Source organism: Burkholderia cenocepacia (assembly GCF_900446215.1).
GTDB classification, from domain to species: Bacteria; Pseudomonadota; Gammaproteobacteria; order Burkholderiales; family Burkholderiaceae; genus Burkholderia; species Burkholderia cenocepacia.
This window is the reverse complement of the sequence record NZ_UAQZ01000013.1, coordinates 812,441-826,743: the sequence shown is the minus strand read 5'-3', so window position 1 is coordinate 826,743 and position 14,303 is coordinate 812,441. Positions and strand designations below refer to the sequence as shown.

Here is a 14,303-nt window from a genome sequence, read left to right as displayed (position 1 = left end):
CATGCGCTGCACGCATGGATCGGGCGCGTGGTATTCAGGCCCCGGTTTGCTGCTCCGCCTGTTCGAACAGCCAGCGGGTGAACAGGCGGGCGGCCTGGTTCTGCGCGCGGTCGTTCGGCGAGATCACGTAATAGCCGCCGCCGTGGCTCGCGGACGCTTCCGTCACGCGCACGAGCAGGCCTGCTTCGATGCAGGCGTCGATCATGTAGCGCCAGCCGAGCGACACGCCCTGACCGAGTATCGTCATCTGCACGATCTGCGGATAGGAGTTGATCGTGATGTCCTGCGGCTGCGCCTTCTGCCGGTCGACGTCGTTCAGGTCGAACCATTCGGACCACGACATCCATTGGCGCTGGCCGTCTTCGAGGCGCAGCAGCGTTTCGTTCGCGAGATCGGCCGCGTCGAGCGTGCGGCCGGCCAGATAGCCGGGCGCGCAGACGGGGAACACCTCCTCGTCGAACAGCCGGCGCGCGGTGTATTCGGCCGGCGCCTGCTGGCGCACGTAGTAGACGCCGACGTCGAATTCCGCGGGCGACATCGACGCAAGGCCGTCGCGCACGATCAGGCGCAGCTTGATGTTGGGATAGGTGGCGCGAAAGTCCGGCAGCCGCGGCGTGAGCCACAGCAGCGCGACGCCGGACGAGCACGCGATCGTCAGTTCGAGATCGCCGTACGGTTTCATCACGTCGTGCGTGGCTTCCGCGCATTGCACGAGCAGACGGTGGACTTGCGCCGCGTATTGCTCGCCGGCGATCGTCAGCCGCAGCGAACGGTGTTCGCGCACGAACAGCGAGCGGCCGAGGAATTCCTCGAGCTGCTGGATCTGGCGGCTGATCGCGCTTTGGGTCAGGTGCAGTTCGGCGGCGGCTTTCGTGAAACTCGCATGCCGCACGGCGGCTTCGAACGCGATGAGGCACTGAAGGGGCGGCAGGGGCGTGATGCGCATGGCGGGCAGGGGAATCAGGGGAGGCGCTGCCTCCATGATACGGGCGGACCTGACGAAAATCGCCACTCGTGACGGGGCTGTGGATTCGCCCTATTCGTGCGAAGATTGCGCGAAACAACACCAACACCAACACCAACACCAACACCGACACGTACCCGAGAACGACGTGACCCTATCGAACCCTGAGAGCAAAGTGAAAGCCGCCCACCCACCCTGGATGCCCGTCGCGCTGGCCGAACTCGGCATCCGCCGCCACCCGCCGGGCAGCATCAACCCGCGCATCGTCGAATACAACAACCAGACGAACCTGGTCGGCTACGACGACAAGATTTCCTGGTGCTCGTCCTTCGTGAACTGGTGCATGGCGCACGCCGGATTCCGCGGCACCGGCTCCGCGCTCGCGCGCTCGTGGCTCGAATGGGGCAAACCGCTGGAGCGCCCGGTCTACGGCTGCATCGCGATCCTGACGCGGGATGATCCGACGAGCTGGAAAGGGCACGTGGGTTTCTACTTGCGGCACGACGCCGAACACGTTCACCTGTTTGGCGGCAACCAGCTGGAAGAGGTCCGGGAACTTGCGTATCCGTTGCATGAGGTGATCGGCTACCGTTGGCCGGCTACCGAGTGACCCGGAGCAGCAGTGCCAACCGGAAATCTCCGCCTCTACGCGGATGTGCAATACACGAGCCCATACGCGAAGTCTGTCTTAGTCGCGCTCGGGGAAAATCGCTGCCGTACGAGCGGGTAACCGTCGATCTCGGCAACCGTGCGCATTTCGCGCCGGACTATGCAGCGATGTTGCTGACGCACGGGCGAGGTGCAGGCGTGGCTGTGCAGTGACCTGACGCCGATTCGCACGGAACGATCGGTTGGCTGGGTGAAGTTGAAGCGTCCGCCGCTGTAATTTGAACGCCGCCGCCGACCGGCCCAGCCAATTACGATCGCTTTCCCGTAGCCGCCTCGATCGCGTCCGTGTCCCACTTCCCGCGGCGCGTTGCCTCGGCCAGCATACCCAGCGTCAGCGGGTAGCGCTTTGGCGGTCGGAGCCGTTTCACGAACAGCCCAATGAGTGACGACAGCAGTTCCTGACCTTCCGGGCCAAAGTAGCGCCGGTACGGGAACCCTTCGGCGTCGACGTTGAATGTCTCGGCCCACTTGTCGATAAACTCGACTCCGTCGAGGCCGGTGACGCCGAGATCCTCCTCAAGCCGTGATTCCGGCTGAAGATTCAGCTTGCCGCCGAACAACGGCCGGCCAAGCTCCTGACGGGTGAAGGCTTCGAAACGTTCCCAGGTATCGTCTTTCATGGCTCAGAGCACTCGATCTTCGGGCTTCACGAGTCGGTTGTAGGTCGTCACGGTGTTGCGCATGATCAGGAAGGCATCGCGAGCCAGAAACACCTCGCCTACGACGGGAATCGTCCGGCCGACCCATGCGCCGAGGCGGTGGGTGAAGGAGATCCGAATACCGGACAACCCACGCCCATGATCATCGGCAGGCGAAACGGTAGCGTCTGCGGGAACAGCTTGCGGGCGGCAAGCGAGGCGACGGAGGAGCGCGGCGTAGCTCCTGCGAACTTGCCGGGGACAGGGAGGTCAGCCTGGCCGAGCAGCATCGCCGACGCGGCTGCCAGGTCGTCCAGGCCCAGCTGTTTGCGCGTCTCGTCGAACGCCACCAGGGCAAAGACGTCGACGGGCCGTAGATTCTGCCAACTGCCGTAGGTGTAGCGGTTTTCACTCATTCGTTGTTTTCCTGATCCGGCAAGGGCGCTGCTCTCTCAGCGTGTGCCCCTCGCGAAGGCGATACTTTACCGCATCACCTGAAACAGCTTGGCCGGCTCCATGGACCGGTCCCATTTGATTCGCGATGAATGTGCTCGGGCCGATCTTCATCGTGTGGCTGAAGAGCGGGGCGCCGGCAAGTATGGAAGCCGGCGCCGCGTCGTAGTCCCACCTAGTTCTTTGCCACAGCTTCGGTTTCCGCCCGCGGCCCACCCGCCGCCTCATTCCTGCTCCACCCACCCCCAAGTGACCGATACAACGCCACCGCCGCGAGCGCATGTTCGCGCTTGACCTGATTGAGCGAATCCGAATCCCGCAGATAAACCTCCTGCGCCGACAGCACATCCAGAAAATCCGTCGCGCCGCCCTTATAGAGCTGATTCGCCAGCCCGAGCGCTTTATCGGAAGCCGCCAATGCGCTACCCAGCCTTCGCGTCGCCTCATCGGAACTGACGAGATTCGCACGCGCATCCTCGACTTCCCGCAGTGCTTGCAGCATCGTCTGCCGTAACCCGAGTTCCGACTCGCGCATCCGGCTTTCGCTCTGCGAGATATCGGCGGTAATCCGCCCCGCGTTGAAGATCGGGCTCGTCGCGCTCAGTGCCGCGCTGAACAGGTTATCGGTCAACGTCGGCAGCCCGAGATAGGAAGCCGCCAGAATCCCGTCCGTCAGGTTCAACGAAAACTTCGGATACCGCTCGGCCTTTGCCACGCCCACTTGCGCTGCCCGTCGCTCGACCTGCGCATAGGCAGTCAGCACATCCGGCCGCCGCAACAACGCCTGCGAAGGCAGCGTCCCCGGCGCGCCAATCGGCGGCGCGGGAATCTCCCCGGCCTGCGCCAGCACGAGCCGATCGACCGATTCCGGCGTCCGCCCCGAATACACGGCGATCAGATTGAGCTGATGCGAAATCTGCGCCTGCGTCGGCGGAATCCGCGCCTCGAGCGCGTCGAGCTGGTTCTGCGCACGCGTCACGTCGAGTTCCGTCGACAGCCCGAACGCCTGCCGCTTGCGTGTGAGTTCGAGCGCATGCTGCCGGATCTTCGCGTTGTCCTGCAGGATCTTCAGTTCCTGCTGCGCCCAGCGCAGATCGACATACGCGGATGCCGCATCGGCGGCAAGCGCAAGGCGCATCGCATCTTCCGCGTGCTTTTGCCCGACCAACTCCGCTTGAGCGGCCAGCAAATCGAGCCGTTCACCGCCGAACACATCGGGCGACCAGCTCAGCGCGAGCCCGGCCCCAGCCTGCCGCACATAACCGAGCGGCGGCGGCGTGTTCTGCCGCGCGTCGGCCGCATGCGCGGTCGCGTCGAGTTCGGGCAGCAGCACCGCGCGTTTCTGCACGGTCAGCGCCTGCGCCTGCTTCACGCGTTCGGCGGCGGCTTGCAGATCGAGGTTCCCGTCGAGCACGGTCGCGATCAGCCGGTCGAGCACGGGGTCGTGGAACTGCGCCCACCAGGCGGCCGCATCGACGTCCGCGCGCGGCACGTCGGTATCCCACACGGTGGGCGCGAGCGTCTGAACGGATTCGTTCAGCGCCGGATGCTGCGCGGGCTGCACCGCGCACCCGGCGGCGAATGCGCTGACGGCCAGCGCGACGAGTAGCTTCTTCATGATGATGATCCCTGGGCCTCAGTGCGCGTCCGGCGGCGGCGCGTTCAACGTAATGGGTTTGGAAAACACGACGGCAAGCAGCGCGACGACGAAGCACAGCGACAGCGCGTAGTACGCATCCGCATAGGTGAGCGTCAGCGCTTCGCGATAGATCAGCCGATGCAGGTTCGCGAGCCCGGCCTGAGCGGTGTTCAGCGTATTGCCGGCCACCGATCCCCAGTACGCGGCCTGGCGATCGAGCAGCGACGCGACCTGCGGCTCGCCGGCGCTCACGTGTTCGTTCAGCCGCAGGTAATGAAAATTCAGCCGGTCGTTGAGCATCGTCGCGCTCACCGCGATGCCGATCGCGCCACCGAGGTTGCGCATCAGGTTGAACAACCCGCTTGCTGATTTGAGCCGCGACTGCGGCAGCGAACCAAGCGCCATCGTCACGATCGGCGGCACGCTGAACTGCTGGCCGATGCCGCGCAGCGCCTGCGGCAGCAGTAATTCCTGCCAGCCCCAGTCGTGTGTGATCGGCGTGTACAGGTAGCAGCCGAGGCCGAAGCAGATCAGCCCGAACACGAGCAGCGCACGCATGCTGACGTAGCGCGCCGCGAACGCATACGCACACAGCGCGATCAACTGGAACGCGCCGACCGACAGCAGCGCGATACCGATCTGCAGCGAGCTGAACGCACGCACCTGCGCGAGAAACAGCGGCGTCAGGAACACGGTCACGAAGATCCCGATGCCGGTCACGAACGACAGCAGGCTGCCGATCCCGAAGTTGCGCACGGCGAGCGCGCGCAGGTCGACGATCGGGTCTTTCGCGGTCAGCGCATGCACGATGAACAGGAAGCCGCAGATGCCGGAGAGCCACGCGCAGATCACGATCGCGTCGTCGCCGAACCAGTTCTTGCGCGGGCCTTCCTCGAGCACGTATTCGAGGCAGCCGAGGAAGCCCGACATCAGCACGATGCCGAGATAGTCGCCGCGCTTGATGAGGCTGAGATCGGGCGCGTCGATATGCACGTAGCGCGGCACCAGCGCGGCGACCGCGATGCCCGGCACGAGGTTCAGGTAGAACAGCCAGTGCCACGACCACTGGTCGGTGATCCAGCCGCCGATCACGGGGCCGATCGCCGGCGCGAGCGATGCGAGCGCGCCGATGGTCGTCGACGCGATCAGCCGCTGCCTGCCGGGGAACAGCACGAACGCGGTCGTGAACACGGTCGGGATCATCGCGGCGCCGAGCGCGCCCTGCAGCCCGCGAAACAGGATCATCGAGTTGATGTCCCACGCGAGCCCGCACAGCATGCTGGTGATCGTGAAGCCGACGGCCGACGCGGCGAACAGCCAGCGCGTCGACATCACCTTCGACAGCCAGCCCGACATCGGGATCACGATGATCTCGGCGATCAGGTACGCGGTCTGCACCCACGACAGTTCGTCCTGGCTCGCGGACAGCCCGCCGCCGATGTCGCGCAGCGACGACGCGACGATCTGGATGTCGAGCGTCGCCATGAAGAAGCCGACGCACATCAGCGCGAACGCGAACACGCGCTGTCTGGTCGGTTGCGACGCGGGGTCGCCGGAAAACGCGGTGGTCATCGTCGGCTCCCGCTCAGTGCTGGTGGTCGGTATGCACGGTCACGACCGCGGACAGGCCGGGGCGCAGCACCTGCTCGATGCCGGGCTGCGGATCGAGATGCACGCGCACCGGCACGCGCTGGACGATCTTCGTGAAGTTGCCGGTCGCGTTCTCGGGCGGCAGCACGCTGAAGGTGGCGCCGGTCGCGGGCGCGAGGCTGTCGACGCGGCCGTGCAGGCGCGTGCTCGACGCATCGAGCGCGACGTCGACGCGGTCTCCCGCGCGCATCTTGCGCAACTGGTCTTCCTTGAAGTTCGCGTCGATCCACAGGTCGGAGGCCGGCACGACCGTCAGCAGCGGCACGCCGACGTTCGCGAGCATCCCGACGCGCCCCGTGCGGTTGCCGACGTAGCCGTCGACCGGCGAGCGGATCGTCGTGTATTCGACGTTGAGCGCCGCGACGCGCTGCGCGGCGAGCGCGGTGTTCACGCGGGCCCGCGCATCGGCGAGCTGCGCGCCGAGCACGTCGAGCTGCCGCTTCGATGCGAGCAGCGCGGCGTCGCTGCGTTCGACGGCCGCGCCGGCCTTCGAGTAATCGGCGTCCGCGCGCTCGACGATCTGGTTGGATACGGCGTCCGACTTCACCAATTCGCGGTAGCGCACGCGGTCCGACGCAGCGCGCGTCAACTCGGCCGACGACGCGTTCTTGTCGGCCGCGTGCTGGCCGATCACCGCGTATTGCAGTTGCTGCTTCGCTTCGAGTTCGGTCACGGCGGAGCGCGCGCTGTCGACTTCGGCGCTGGCCTGCGCGAGCTTCGCGTCGTAGTCGCGCGCATCGAGCTGCACGAGCACGTCGCCGGCCTTCACGCGCTGGTTGTCGGTCACGAGGATCTTGTCGACGAAGCCGTTGACCTTCGGTGCGAGCACGGTCACGTCGCCGCCGACGTACGCGTCGTCGGTGCTTTCCTGGAAGCGCAGCACGAACAGCCAGTCGAGCGCGGCGGCCGCGACCACGACGACGACGGCGCCCACCGCGATGCGCATCCACGGTACGCGGCGTTGCTGCCTGGCGGGCCGCTCGGTTGTGGCTGCTTCGCGTGACGAGGCAGCGTCTTGGGTCGTATCCATCGATTCACCTATGTATATGCACTTATTAAAACGATCGACGGCACGACGTCGATCGGGGAAAGGGTTAGCGTTCCGGCAGGTTGTGCGTGATGCGGAACAATTCGTCTCTCAGTCGGGCCGCCTGCACCGACCCGAAGCACCGCTCGAACGCTTCCTGCGCGGCGAGCCAGTGCACGTGCGCATCGGCCACCTTCGTTTCGCCGTGCGCGGTCAGCGCGAAGGTCTGACCGCGGCACGGCGGCTCGATCCGCCCCGTCACCAGCGCCGCGCCGACGAGCGGCTTGAGCGCGCGCAACAGCGCGGTGCGTTCGATCACCAGCACGTTCGACAGCGTCGCCATCGTCAGGCCGGGCCGCTCGCGCAGCAGCGCGAGGATGCTGTACTGCGACGGCGTGACGCCCGCCCGCGACAGGTAGCGCTCGTAGAACTGCGAGATCCGCCGGGCGGCTTGCCGGACCGCGAAGCAATCGTCATCGGTGAGCGTGGTCTTGTGCATGTGCACATGTTAGGTGGCGACGCGGCGCGAAGCGAGGGGCGCGGCGGGATCAGATTGGTGTCGTGGCTGTATCAATCGGCGTCGGAAACGCGCATTCGCGCGCCCGGCGTCACGCCGCTGCCGGAACGATCCAGCCTTCGCGGTCGCAGTACGCGGCCGTGTAGTCGATGAACGCCTTCACCTTCGCGGGCAGCAGCGCGCGGTTCGCGTACGCGAGCTTGATTTCGACGAACGCGTCGACGAGATCGGCTTCTTCCAGCAACTGCACGAGCGCGCCCGATGCGAGTTCGGCCTGGACGAGCGTCTTCGGGACGACGCCGATGCCGAAGTCGTGCATCACCATTTCGCGGTTGAACACGGGGCTGTTCGACGAGATGTCGAAACGGAACGGCACGGTGAGCATGTCGCCGTCGACCCGGAACGACAGCGCCGGGCGGCGCAGCGACGGCGAGATCGGCACGAACGCGTGATCGGCGAGGTCGGCCGGCGTCTCGGGGCGCGCATGCGTCTGCAGATACGCAGGCGTCGCGACGATCACGACCGGAATGCGCTCGACCAGCCGCACGACGGTCGATTCGCTCGTCAGCATGTACGGCACGACGATGCCGATGTCGTAGCCTTCGCCGACCAGATCGACCGGGCGCTCGGTCAGCGTGACGTCGAGGCGCACGTTCGGATGCGCGCGCTTGAAGCCGGCGATCAGCGGCACGAGCCGGTTCAGCGCGGCCGTCGTATGCGCGACGAGGCGCAGCAGGCCTTCGGGCTCGCGCGTGTGCGTCTGCGCTTCCACTTCCAGCGCGTCGAGTTCGTCGAGCACGGCCGCGCAACGCTCGTAGATGCGTTCGGCCGTTTCGGTCAGCGATACCTGGCGGGTCGTCCGGTGCAGCAGCCGGCTGCCGAAACGCGCCTCCAGATCCGCGACCGCACGCGATACGACCGGCCGCGCGAGGCCGTGCATGTCGGCGGCGCGCGTGAAGCTGCGCATCTCCACCACCGACCGGAAGATGCGCAGCTTGTCGATGTAGTCCATGTCGGTCTCCTTGACGCGATGGCCGGCCGCCGGCCGCTGTTACGGCGGAGTGTACATTGACTTTATGCATATGCACATATAAATTGCCGAACATGAACGACACCTCGATTGCCCAGGCATGCAACTGTCTCGCGCTGCGTCAGGCGGCGCGCTTCGTCACGCAGCTGTACGAACGCCATCTGGCCCCGGTCGGCGTCACGCCCGCCCAGTTCTCGATCATGGCGAACCTCACGCGCCACCCGGGCCTCCTGATGAGCGAACTTGCCGACATGCTCGTGATGGACCGCACGACCTTGCTGCGTGCGCTGAAGCCGTTGCAGCGCGACGGTTTCGTCTCGACGGCGGCGTCCGAGCACGATGCACGCGCGCATGCGCTGCACCTCACGAAGCTCGGCGAGCGTACGTTCGCGCAGGCAAAAGTCGCGTGGCAGGCCGCGCAGGACGAATTCGACACGCAGTTCGGCCGCGAGCGCGCGAAGGCGTTGCGCAATGAATTGTTCAGCCTGACGGCGGAACGGTAGGCGGGGCTGGCGTGGCGGTGTGGCGATCAACTGGCGCGAAATTCAGGCCATTGGTCGGCTTGGAAGTAGTCGATTGCTGGAATTGGTTTTGATGATGTCCGGTTTGATGGCGATCTGGACAGTTTTTATTTCCAGTTGTAGAGTCCTCTGACTGTTTTCACGAACCGGCGCCGCCGCCGGTACGCGTCACGAGGAGCAACCGATGCTGCAGTTGAGTGACCGCGACGACGCCATGTTGCGCGGGGATTTCGGCGACGGCGTCGCCCGCGCGATGCGGATCGTCGCGCGCACCGCGCAGGTGATGTCCGCGCCGCACCTGATCGACATTACGTCCGCCCATATCGACGGCTGTCTGTATCACGGCCAGACGAGCCTCGACTTCGTCGACTATTTCGTCGACACGGGCGCGAAGGTCGCGGTGCCGACCACCTTGAACGTCGGGTCGCTCGACCTGATCCATCCCGAGCTGTACCACGGCGACCGCACGATCCAGCGCGATGCGCAGCGCCTGATGGACGCGCATCTGCAACTCGGCTGCGAATCGAGCTTCACGTGCGCGCCGTATCAGCTGAAGAATCGTCCGGCGAAGGGCGAGCAGATCGCGTGGGCCGAATCGAATGCGATCGTGTTCGCGAACTCGGTGCTCGGCGCGCGCACGAGCCGCTACGGCGATTTTCTCGATCTGGCCGCCGCGATCACCGGGCGCGCGCCGTATGCGGGGCTGCATGTCGACGCGAACCGCGCCGCGCGGATCGTGTTCAATGCGCCCGATTTCAGCCGCTTGCCGTCGCGCGACATCTATTTCGCCGCGCTCGGTTTGGCGGTCGGCAAGATCGCGGGCGCGGTCGTGCCGGCGATCGTCGGGTTGCCGGCGGACACCACCGAGGACGAACTCAAGGCGCTCGGCGCGGCCGCCGCGTCGAGCGGGGCCGTCGCGCTGTTCCATGCGGTCGGCGTGACGCCCGAGGCGCCGACGCTCGACGCCGCGTTGCACGGCCGCGCCGCGCAGCGCACGGTCGATATCGCGATGGCCGATCTCGACGAGATTCGCCGCACGCTGAATCACGGTGCGGCCGGCGACGCGCTCGTCGCGGTCGCGCTCGGCACGCCGCATTTTTCGCTGGCCGAATTCCGCACGCTCGACACGTTGCTCGACGCGTTCGACGGCAAGCCGGCGTGCGACTTCTACGTGAACACGAGCCGCTTCATTCTGTGGGAACTGGAGCAAGCCGGCCTCGTGGAGAAATTCGCCGCGCGCGGCATCCAGATCGTCGTCGATACCTGCACGTACATCACGCCGGTGATGAAGCAACTGTCGGGGCTGGTGATGACCAACTCGGGGAAATGGGCGTCGTATGCGCCCGCGAACATCGGCGTGACGGTCGCGTACGGCAGCATGCGCGAATGCGTGCGCTCCGCGTACGAAGGCAAGGTGCGATTCGATGACTGAAACGACGGGCACATTCTTGACGGGCGACACGCTCGTGCCGGGCAGCGCGTGCGCGCGCCCGTTCATCCTCGACAAGCCGCTGAGCTTCTGGGGCGGCTACGACTCGGGCGCGGGCCGGATCGTCGACCGCGGGCATCCGCAGGCCGGCGCGAGCCTCGCCGGCAAGGTGATGGTGATGCCGCACGCGAAGGGTTCGAGCTCGAGCAGCAGCGTGCTCGCGGAAGCGGTGCGCAATGGCACGGGGCCGGTCGGGATCGTGTTGAAGGAACGCGATTTGATTATCTCGATCGGCGCGATCGTGGCCGCCGAGCTGTATGCGATCGCGGTGCCGGTGGTGTGCGTGGGCGACGATGTGTATGACGCGATCGTCGCTTCAACCGGCGACGTGCGGATCGAAGCGGGCGAGGGCGACGGCGGCGCGCGGATTTATATCGGCCGCTGACGCGCGGCGCGCGTCATGCGCGTGCCGTTCCCGCAGCCGCTTCCCGAAACGCGCTCGGCGTCTGCCCGGCCCAGCGCCGGAACGCGCGCGTGAAGTTCGCCGGGTCGGTGAATTGCAGCCGCTCGGCAATCGTCTTCAGGTCAAGATCCGACGCGGCGAGCAACTGCTTCGCGTCGCGAAACCGCGCTTCGTCGAGCAATTGCCGATAGCTCGATCCGGCTTCCTCCAGCCGGCGCCGCAGCGTGCGCGTCGACACGAGCAGCGCATCGGCGAGCGTGTCCGGCCCCGGATAATCGCCGGCGGCGCGCGCCAGTTCCGCGCGCACGCGCTCGACCAGATCGCCTTCCTCCTGCCGCACCTGCGCATATTCGCGCTCGACCTGCACGAGCGCCTGCCGGTGCGCGACCTCGTCGGCGAGCGGTAGCGGCCAGTCGAGCGCATCGCGCGCGATCCACAGCGCGTTGGCCGCGCAGCCGAATGCCACCGGCGGCAACTGGTCGCGATAGCGCGCGAAATACGCGGGTTCCGGCCATGCGAATTGCAGCCTGATCGGCGGCGACACGCGGCCGGACCATTGCGAGATGTTCTGTGCGAGCCCGGTCAGCACGAATTCGAACATCACGTGATGCTGGAGGACGGGATTCGCCTGCACGCCGTGCAACTCGAGCGTCGCGCCGCGTTCGTCTTCCGCATAGGTCAGCCGGTACTGGCGATTGCGCATCCGGAAGTAGCGCTGCGTGACCGACAGCGCTTCACGGATGTCCCGCGCGGTCAACGTCGCATAGCCGAGAAAGCCGTGCACGGTCGGCTTCAGCAGCAACCCGAGCGCGAGCCCGATGCCCGGATCGCCGCCGATTTCGATCGCGTTGAGCACGAGCCGCCCCCATTGCGACGGCGCGACGCGCGCGTCCGGTTCGGCCAGCACCGCGTCGCGCAGGCCCGTGCCGGCGCGCACGGCCGCCAGGTCGACGCCGCGCGCGGCCAGCGCCTGCAGCAGCAGGCGCGTATAGGCGACCGGAATCGTCGGCCGGCGTAGCCCGAGGCGATCCTTGCGAGACGGGGAAGTCATGTCGATTTGGCCGGAAATGACAAGCATTATGGCTGTTTGCCCCCTCACGTTCAAGGCAGCGCGCGCCTACGATGGCAGCGATCGCTTATTGGCCGACTCATCATGACGACACCCTTTCCGCACCTGCTCGCCCCGCTCGATCTCGGCTTCACGACGCTGAAGAATCGCGTGCTGATGGGCTCGATGCATACCGGCCTCGAGGACAGCCGCAAGACGCTGCCGCGCCTCGCCGAATATTTCGCCGAACGCGCGCGCGGCGGGGTCGGCCTGATCGTGACGGGCGGCTTCGCGCCGAACGTGGCCGGCTGGACCAAGCCGTTCGGCGGCACGCTGATGACGTCGGCCGCCGCGCGCCGGCATCGCGAGATCACCGGCGCCGTGCACGCGGAGGACGGCAAGATCGCGCTGCAGATCCTGCATACGGGCCGCTACGGTTATCACCCGTTCGCGGTCGCGCCGTCGAAGATCAAGTCGCCGATCTCGCCGTTCGCGCCGCACGAACTGAGCGCGCGCGGCGTCGAGCGGCAGATCCGCGCGTTCGTGCGCTGCGCGAAGCTGGCCCGCGAAGCCGGTTACGACGGCGTCGAGATCATGGGCTCCGAGGGCTACCTGATCAACCAGTTCATCTCGATGCATACGAACAAGCGCAGCGACCAGTGGGGCGGTGCGTACGAGAACCGCATCCGCCTGCCGATCGAGATCGTCGAGCGCACGCGCGAAGCGGTCGGCCGCGATTTCATCCTGATCTACCGGCTGTCGATGCTCGACCTGATTCCGGACGGCAGCGACTGGCGCGAAACCGTGCAGCTCGCGAAGGCGGTCGAGCGCGCGGGCGCGACGATCATCAACACCGGGATCGGCTGGCACGAGGCGCGCGTGCCGACGATCGCGACGTCGGTCCCGCGCGGCGCGTTCGCGTGGGTGACGAAGAAGATGAAGGGCGAAGTGGGCATCCCGCTCGTGACGACCAACCGGATCAACCGGCCCGAAGTGGCCGAGCAGATTCTCGCGGACGGCTGCGCGGACATGGTGTCGATGGCGCGGCCGCTGCTCGCGGATGCCGAGTTCGTCGTCAAGGCCGCGCAGGGCCGGGCCGACGAGATCAATACCTGCATCGGCTGCAACCAGGCGTGCCTCGATCATGCGTTCAAGAACAAGATTGCGTCGTGCCTGCTGAATCCGCGTGCATGCCACGAGACCGAGCTGAAATACACGCCTGCGTCGCAGCCGAAGCGTATCGCGGTGGTCGGCGCGGGGCCGGCCGGGCTCGCGTGCTCGACGGTGCTCGCGCAGCGCGGCCATCAGGTCGACCTGTTCGACGGCGCGGCCGAGATCGGCGGCCAGTTCAACATGGCGAAGCGGATTCCGGGCAAGGAAGAGTTTCACGAAGCGCTGAATTACTTCGGTCGGCAAGTCGAGCTGACCGGCGTGAAGCTGCACCTGAACCGCCGCGTCGACGCGAGCGACCTGATCGCGGGCGGCTACGACGAGATCGTGCTCGCGACCGGCGTCGCGCCGCGCGACCCGAAGATTCCGGGGCAGGACGGGCCGAACGTGCTCAGCTATATCGACGTGCTCGCGGGCAAGCAGCCGGTCGGCCGGCGGGTCGCGGTGGTGGGCGCGGGCGGGATCGGCTTCGATGTCGCCGAATATCTGGTGCAGGACGGCGAGTCGCCGGCGCTCGATCTGGACGAATGGAAGGCCGAGTGGGGCGTGACCGACCCGGCCGCGACGCGCGGCGGCGTGACGCGGGCGCAGGTGTCGGCGCCCGCGCGGGAAGTGACGTTGCTGCAGCGCAAGGCCGCGCCGCTCGGCAAGGGGCTCGGCAAGACGACCGGCTGGATTCACCGCGCGACGCTGAAGATGAAACAGGTGAAGATGATCGGCGGCGTGAACTACGAACGGATCGACGCGCGCGGGCTGCATGTGTCGTACGGCGAGCAGCGCACCGATCACGAACTGATCGAAGCCGATACGATCGTGCTCTGCACGGGGCAGGAGCCGCAGCGCGCGTTGCTGGCGCCGCTGCAGGCGGCCGGGCGCTCGGTGCACCTGATCGGCGGCGCGGAGCTGGCCGCCGAACTCGATGCGAAGCGTGCGATCGATCAGGGTGCGCGGCTGGCGGCGCGGTTGTAACGGGCGGCCGTTGCGGTGGCCGATTCGGATGATCGTCGCGTGGCGATGATCAGTGTGCGCGACGGTTGGCGGACTGATGCGCCCATTCGCGGGCGCGGCAACCATGACGAACCGCG

At 66.7% G+C, this 14,303-nt stretch carries 13 protein-coding genes and 1 pseudogene; 5 read left to right on the top strand and 9 right to left on the bottom strand.

Annotation, left to right across the window (positions count from 1 at the left end; translation table 11 throughout):
• Positions 1-34 precede the first annotated feature (34 nt).
• Positions 35-946, bottom strand: coding sequence for a LysR substrate-binding domain-containing protein (locus tag DTA15_RS26405; RefSeq protein WP_034178642.1), 912 nt, complete (start codon positions 944-946; stop codon positions 35-37).
• Between the two features lie 217 nt (positions 947-1,163).
• Here DTA15_RS26405 and DTA15_RS26400 point away from each other — a divergent pair, with 217 nt between their 5' ends.
• Positions 1,164-1,574 (top strand): TIGR02594 family protein, encoded by a 411-nt coding sequence (locus DTA15_RS26400; RefSeq protein ID WP_006496036.1) that lies wholly within the window; start codon positions 1,164-1,166, stop codon positions 1,572-1,574.
• 307 nt (positions 1,575-1,881) lie between these two features.
• On the opposite strand, the gene DTA15_RS26395 is transcribed toward DTA15_RS26400, so the two are convergent.
• The 7 genes and pseudogenes from DTA15_RS26395 to DTA15_RS26365 all read right to left on the bottom strand — a co-directional run bounded on the left by DTA15_RS26395 (position 1,882) and on the right by DTA15_RS26365 (position 8,569).
• On the bottom strand, positions 1,882-2,253 hold the full coding sequence (locus tag DTA15_RS26395) for a DUF1493 family protein (protein WP_006484358.1): 372 nt from the start codon (positions 2,251-2,253) through the stop codon (positions 1,882-1,884).
• Positions 2,254-2,256: 3 nt separating this feature from the next.
• A pseudogene (locus DTA15_RS26390) lies at positions 2,257-2,687 on the bottom strand (STM2901 family protein).
• A 212-nt stretch (positions 2,688-2,899) separates the two neighbouring features.
• Positions 2,900-4,342, bottom strand: a complete 1,443-nt coding sequence (locus tag DTA15_RS26385) for an efflux transporter outer membrane subunit (RefSeq protein WP_006484365.1) — start codon at positions 4,340-4,342, stop codon at positions 2,900-2,902.
• Positions 4,343-4,360: 18 nt separating this feature from the next.
• Complete coding sequence (locus tag DTA15_RS26380; protein ID WP_006484370.1) at positions 4,361-5,935, bottom strand: DHA2 family efflux MFS transporter permease subunit; 1,575 nt, start codon at positions 5,933-5,935, stop codon at positions 4,361-4,363.
• A gap of 13 nt (positions 5,936-5,948) precedes the next feature.
• Positions 5,949-7,043, bottom strand: coding sequence for an HlyD family secretion protein (locus DTA15_RS26375; protein ID WP_006484356.1), 1,095 nt, complete (start codon positions 7,041-7,043; stop codon positions 5,949-5,951).
• 64 nt (positions 7,044-7,107) lie between these two features.
• A complete protein-coding gene (locus tag DTA15_RS26370) occupies positions 7,108-7,539 on the bottom strand; it encodes a MarR family winged helix-turn-helix transcriptional regulator (protein ID WP_006491751.1) in 432 nt (143 codons plus the stop codon).
• A 109-nt stretch (positions 7,540-7,648) separates the two neighbouring features.
• A complete protein-coding gene (locus DTA15_RS26365) occupies positions 7,649-8,569 on the bottom strand; it encodes a LysR family transcriptional regulator (protein WP_006491760.1) in 921 nt (306 codons plus the stop codon).
• A gap of 92 nt (positions 8,570-8,661) precedes the next feature.
• On the opposite strand from DTA15_RS26365, the gene DTA15_RS26360 reads away from it, so the two are divergent.
• From DTA15_RS26360 to DTA15_RS26350, 3 genes are all read left to right on the top strand, one after another.
• The gene (locus DTA15_RS26360) at positions 8,662-9,090 is read left to right on the top strand and encodes a MarR family winged helix-turn-helix transcriptional regulator (RefSeq protein WP_006484349.1); all 429 of its coding nucleotides are present in this window, start codon (positions 8,662-8,664) and stop codon (positions 9,088-9,090) included.
• Positions 9,091-9,292: 202 nt separating this feature from the next.
• Positions 9,293-10,540 (top strand): aconitase X, encoded by a 1,248-nt coding sequence (locus tag DTA15_RS26355; RefSeq protein ID WP_006484364.1) that lies wholly within the window; start codon positions 9,293-9,295, stop codon positions 10,538-10,540.
• Positions 10,533-10,982, top strand: coding sequence for an aconitase X swivel domain-containing protein (locus DTA15_RS26350; RefSeq protein ID WP_012493167.1), 450 nt, complete (start codon positions 10,533-10,535; stop codon positions 10,980-10,982). The genes DTA15_RS26355 and DTA15_RS26350 overlap by 8 nt, the downstream gene beginning before the upstream one ends.
• Positions 10,983-10,995: 13 nt before the next feature.
• Here DTA15_RS26350 and DTA15_RS26345 read toward each other — a convergent pair whose 3' ends face one another.
• The gene (locus DTA15_RS26345; protein ID WP_006484341.1) at positions 10,996-12,078 is read right to left on the bottom strand and encodes an AraC family transcriptional regulator; all 1,083 of its coding nucleotides are present in this window, start codon (positions 12,076-12,078) and stop codon (positions 10,996-10,998) included.
• A gap of 75 nt (positions 12,079-12,153) precedes the next feature.
• On the opposite strand from DTA15_RS26345, the gene DTA15_RS26340 reads away from it, so the two are divergent.
• Complete coding sequence (locus DTA15_RS26340) at positions 12,154-14,187, top strand: NADPH-dependent 2,4-dienoyl-CoA reductase (RefSeq protein WP_006484351.1); 2,034 nt, start codon at positions 12,154-12,156, stop codon at positions 14,185-14,187.
• Positions 14,188-14,303 lie beyond the last annotated feature (116 nt).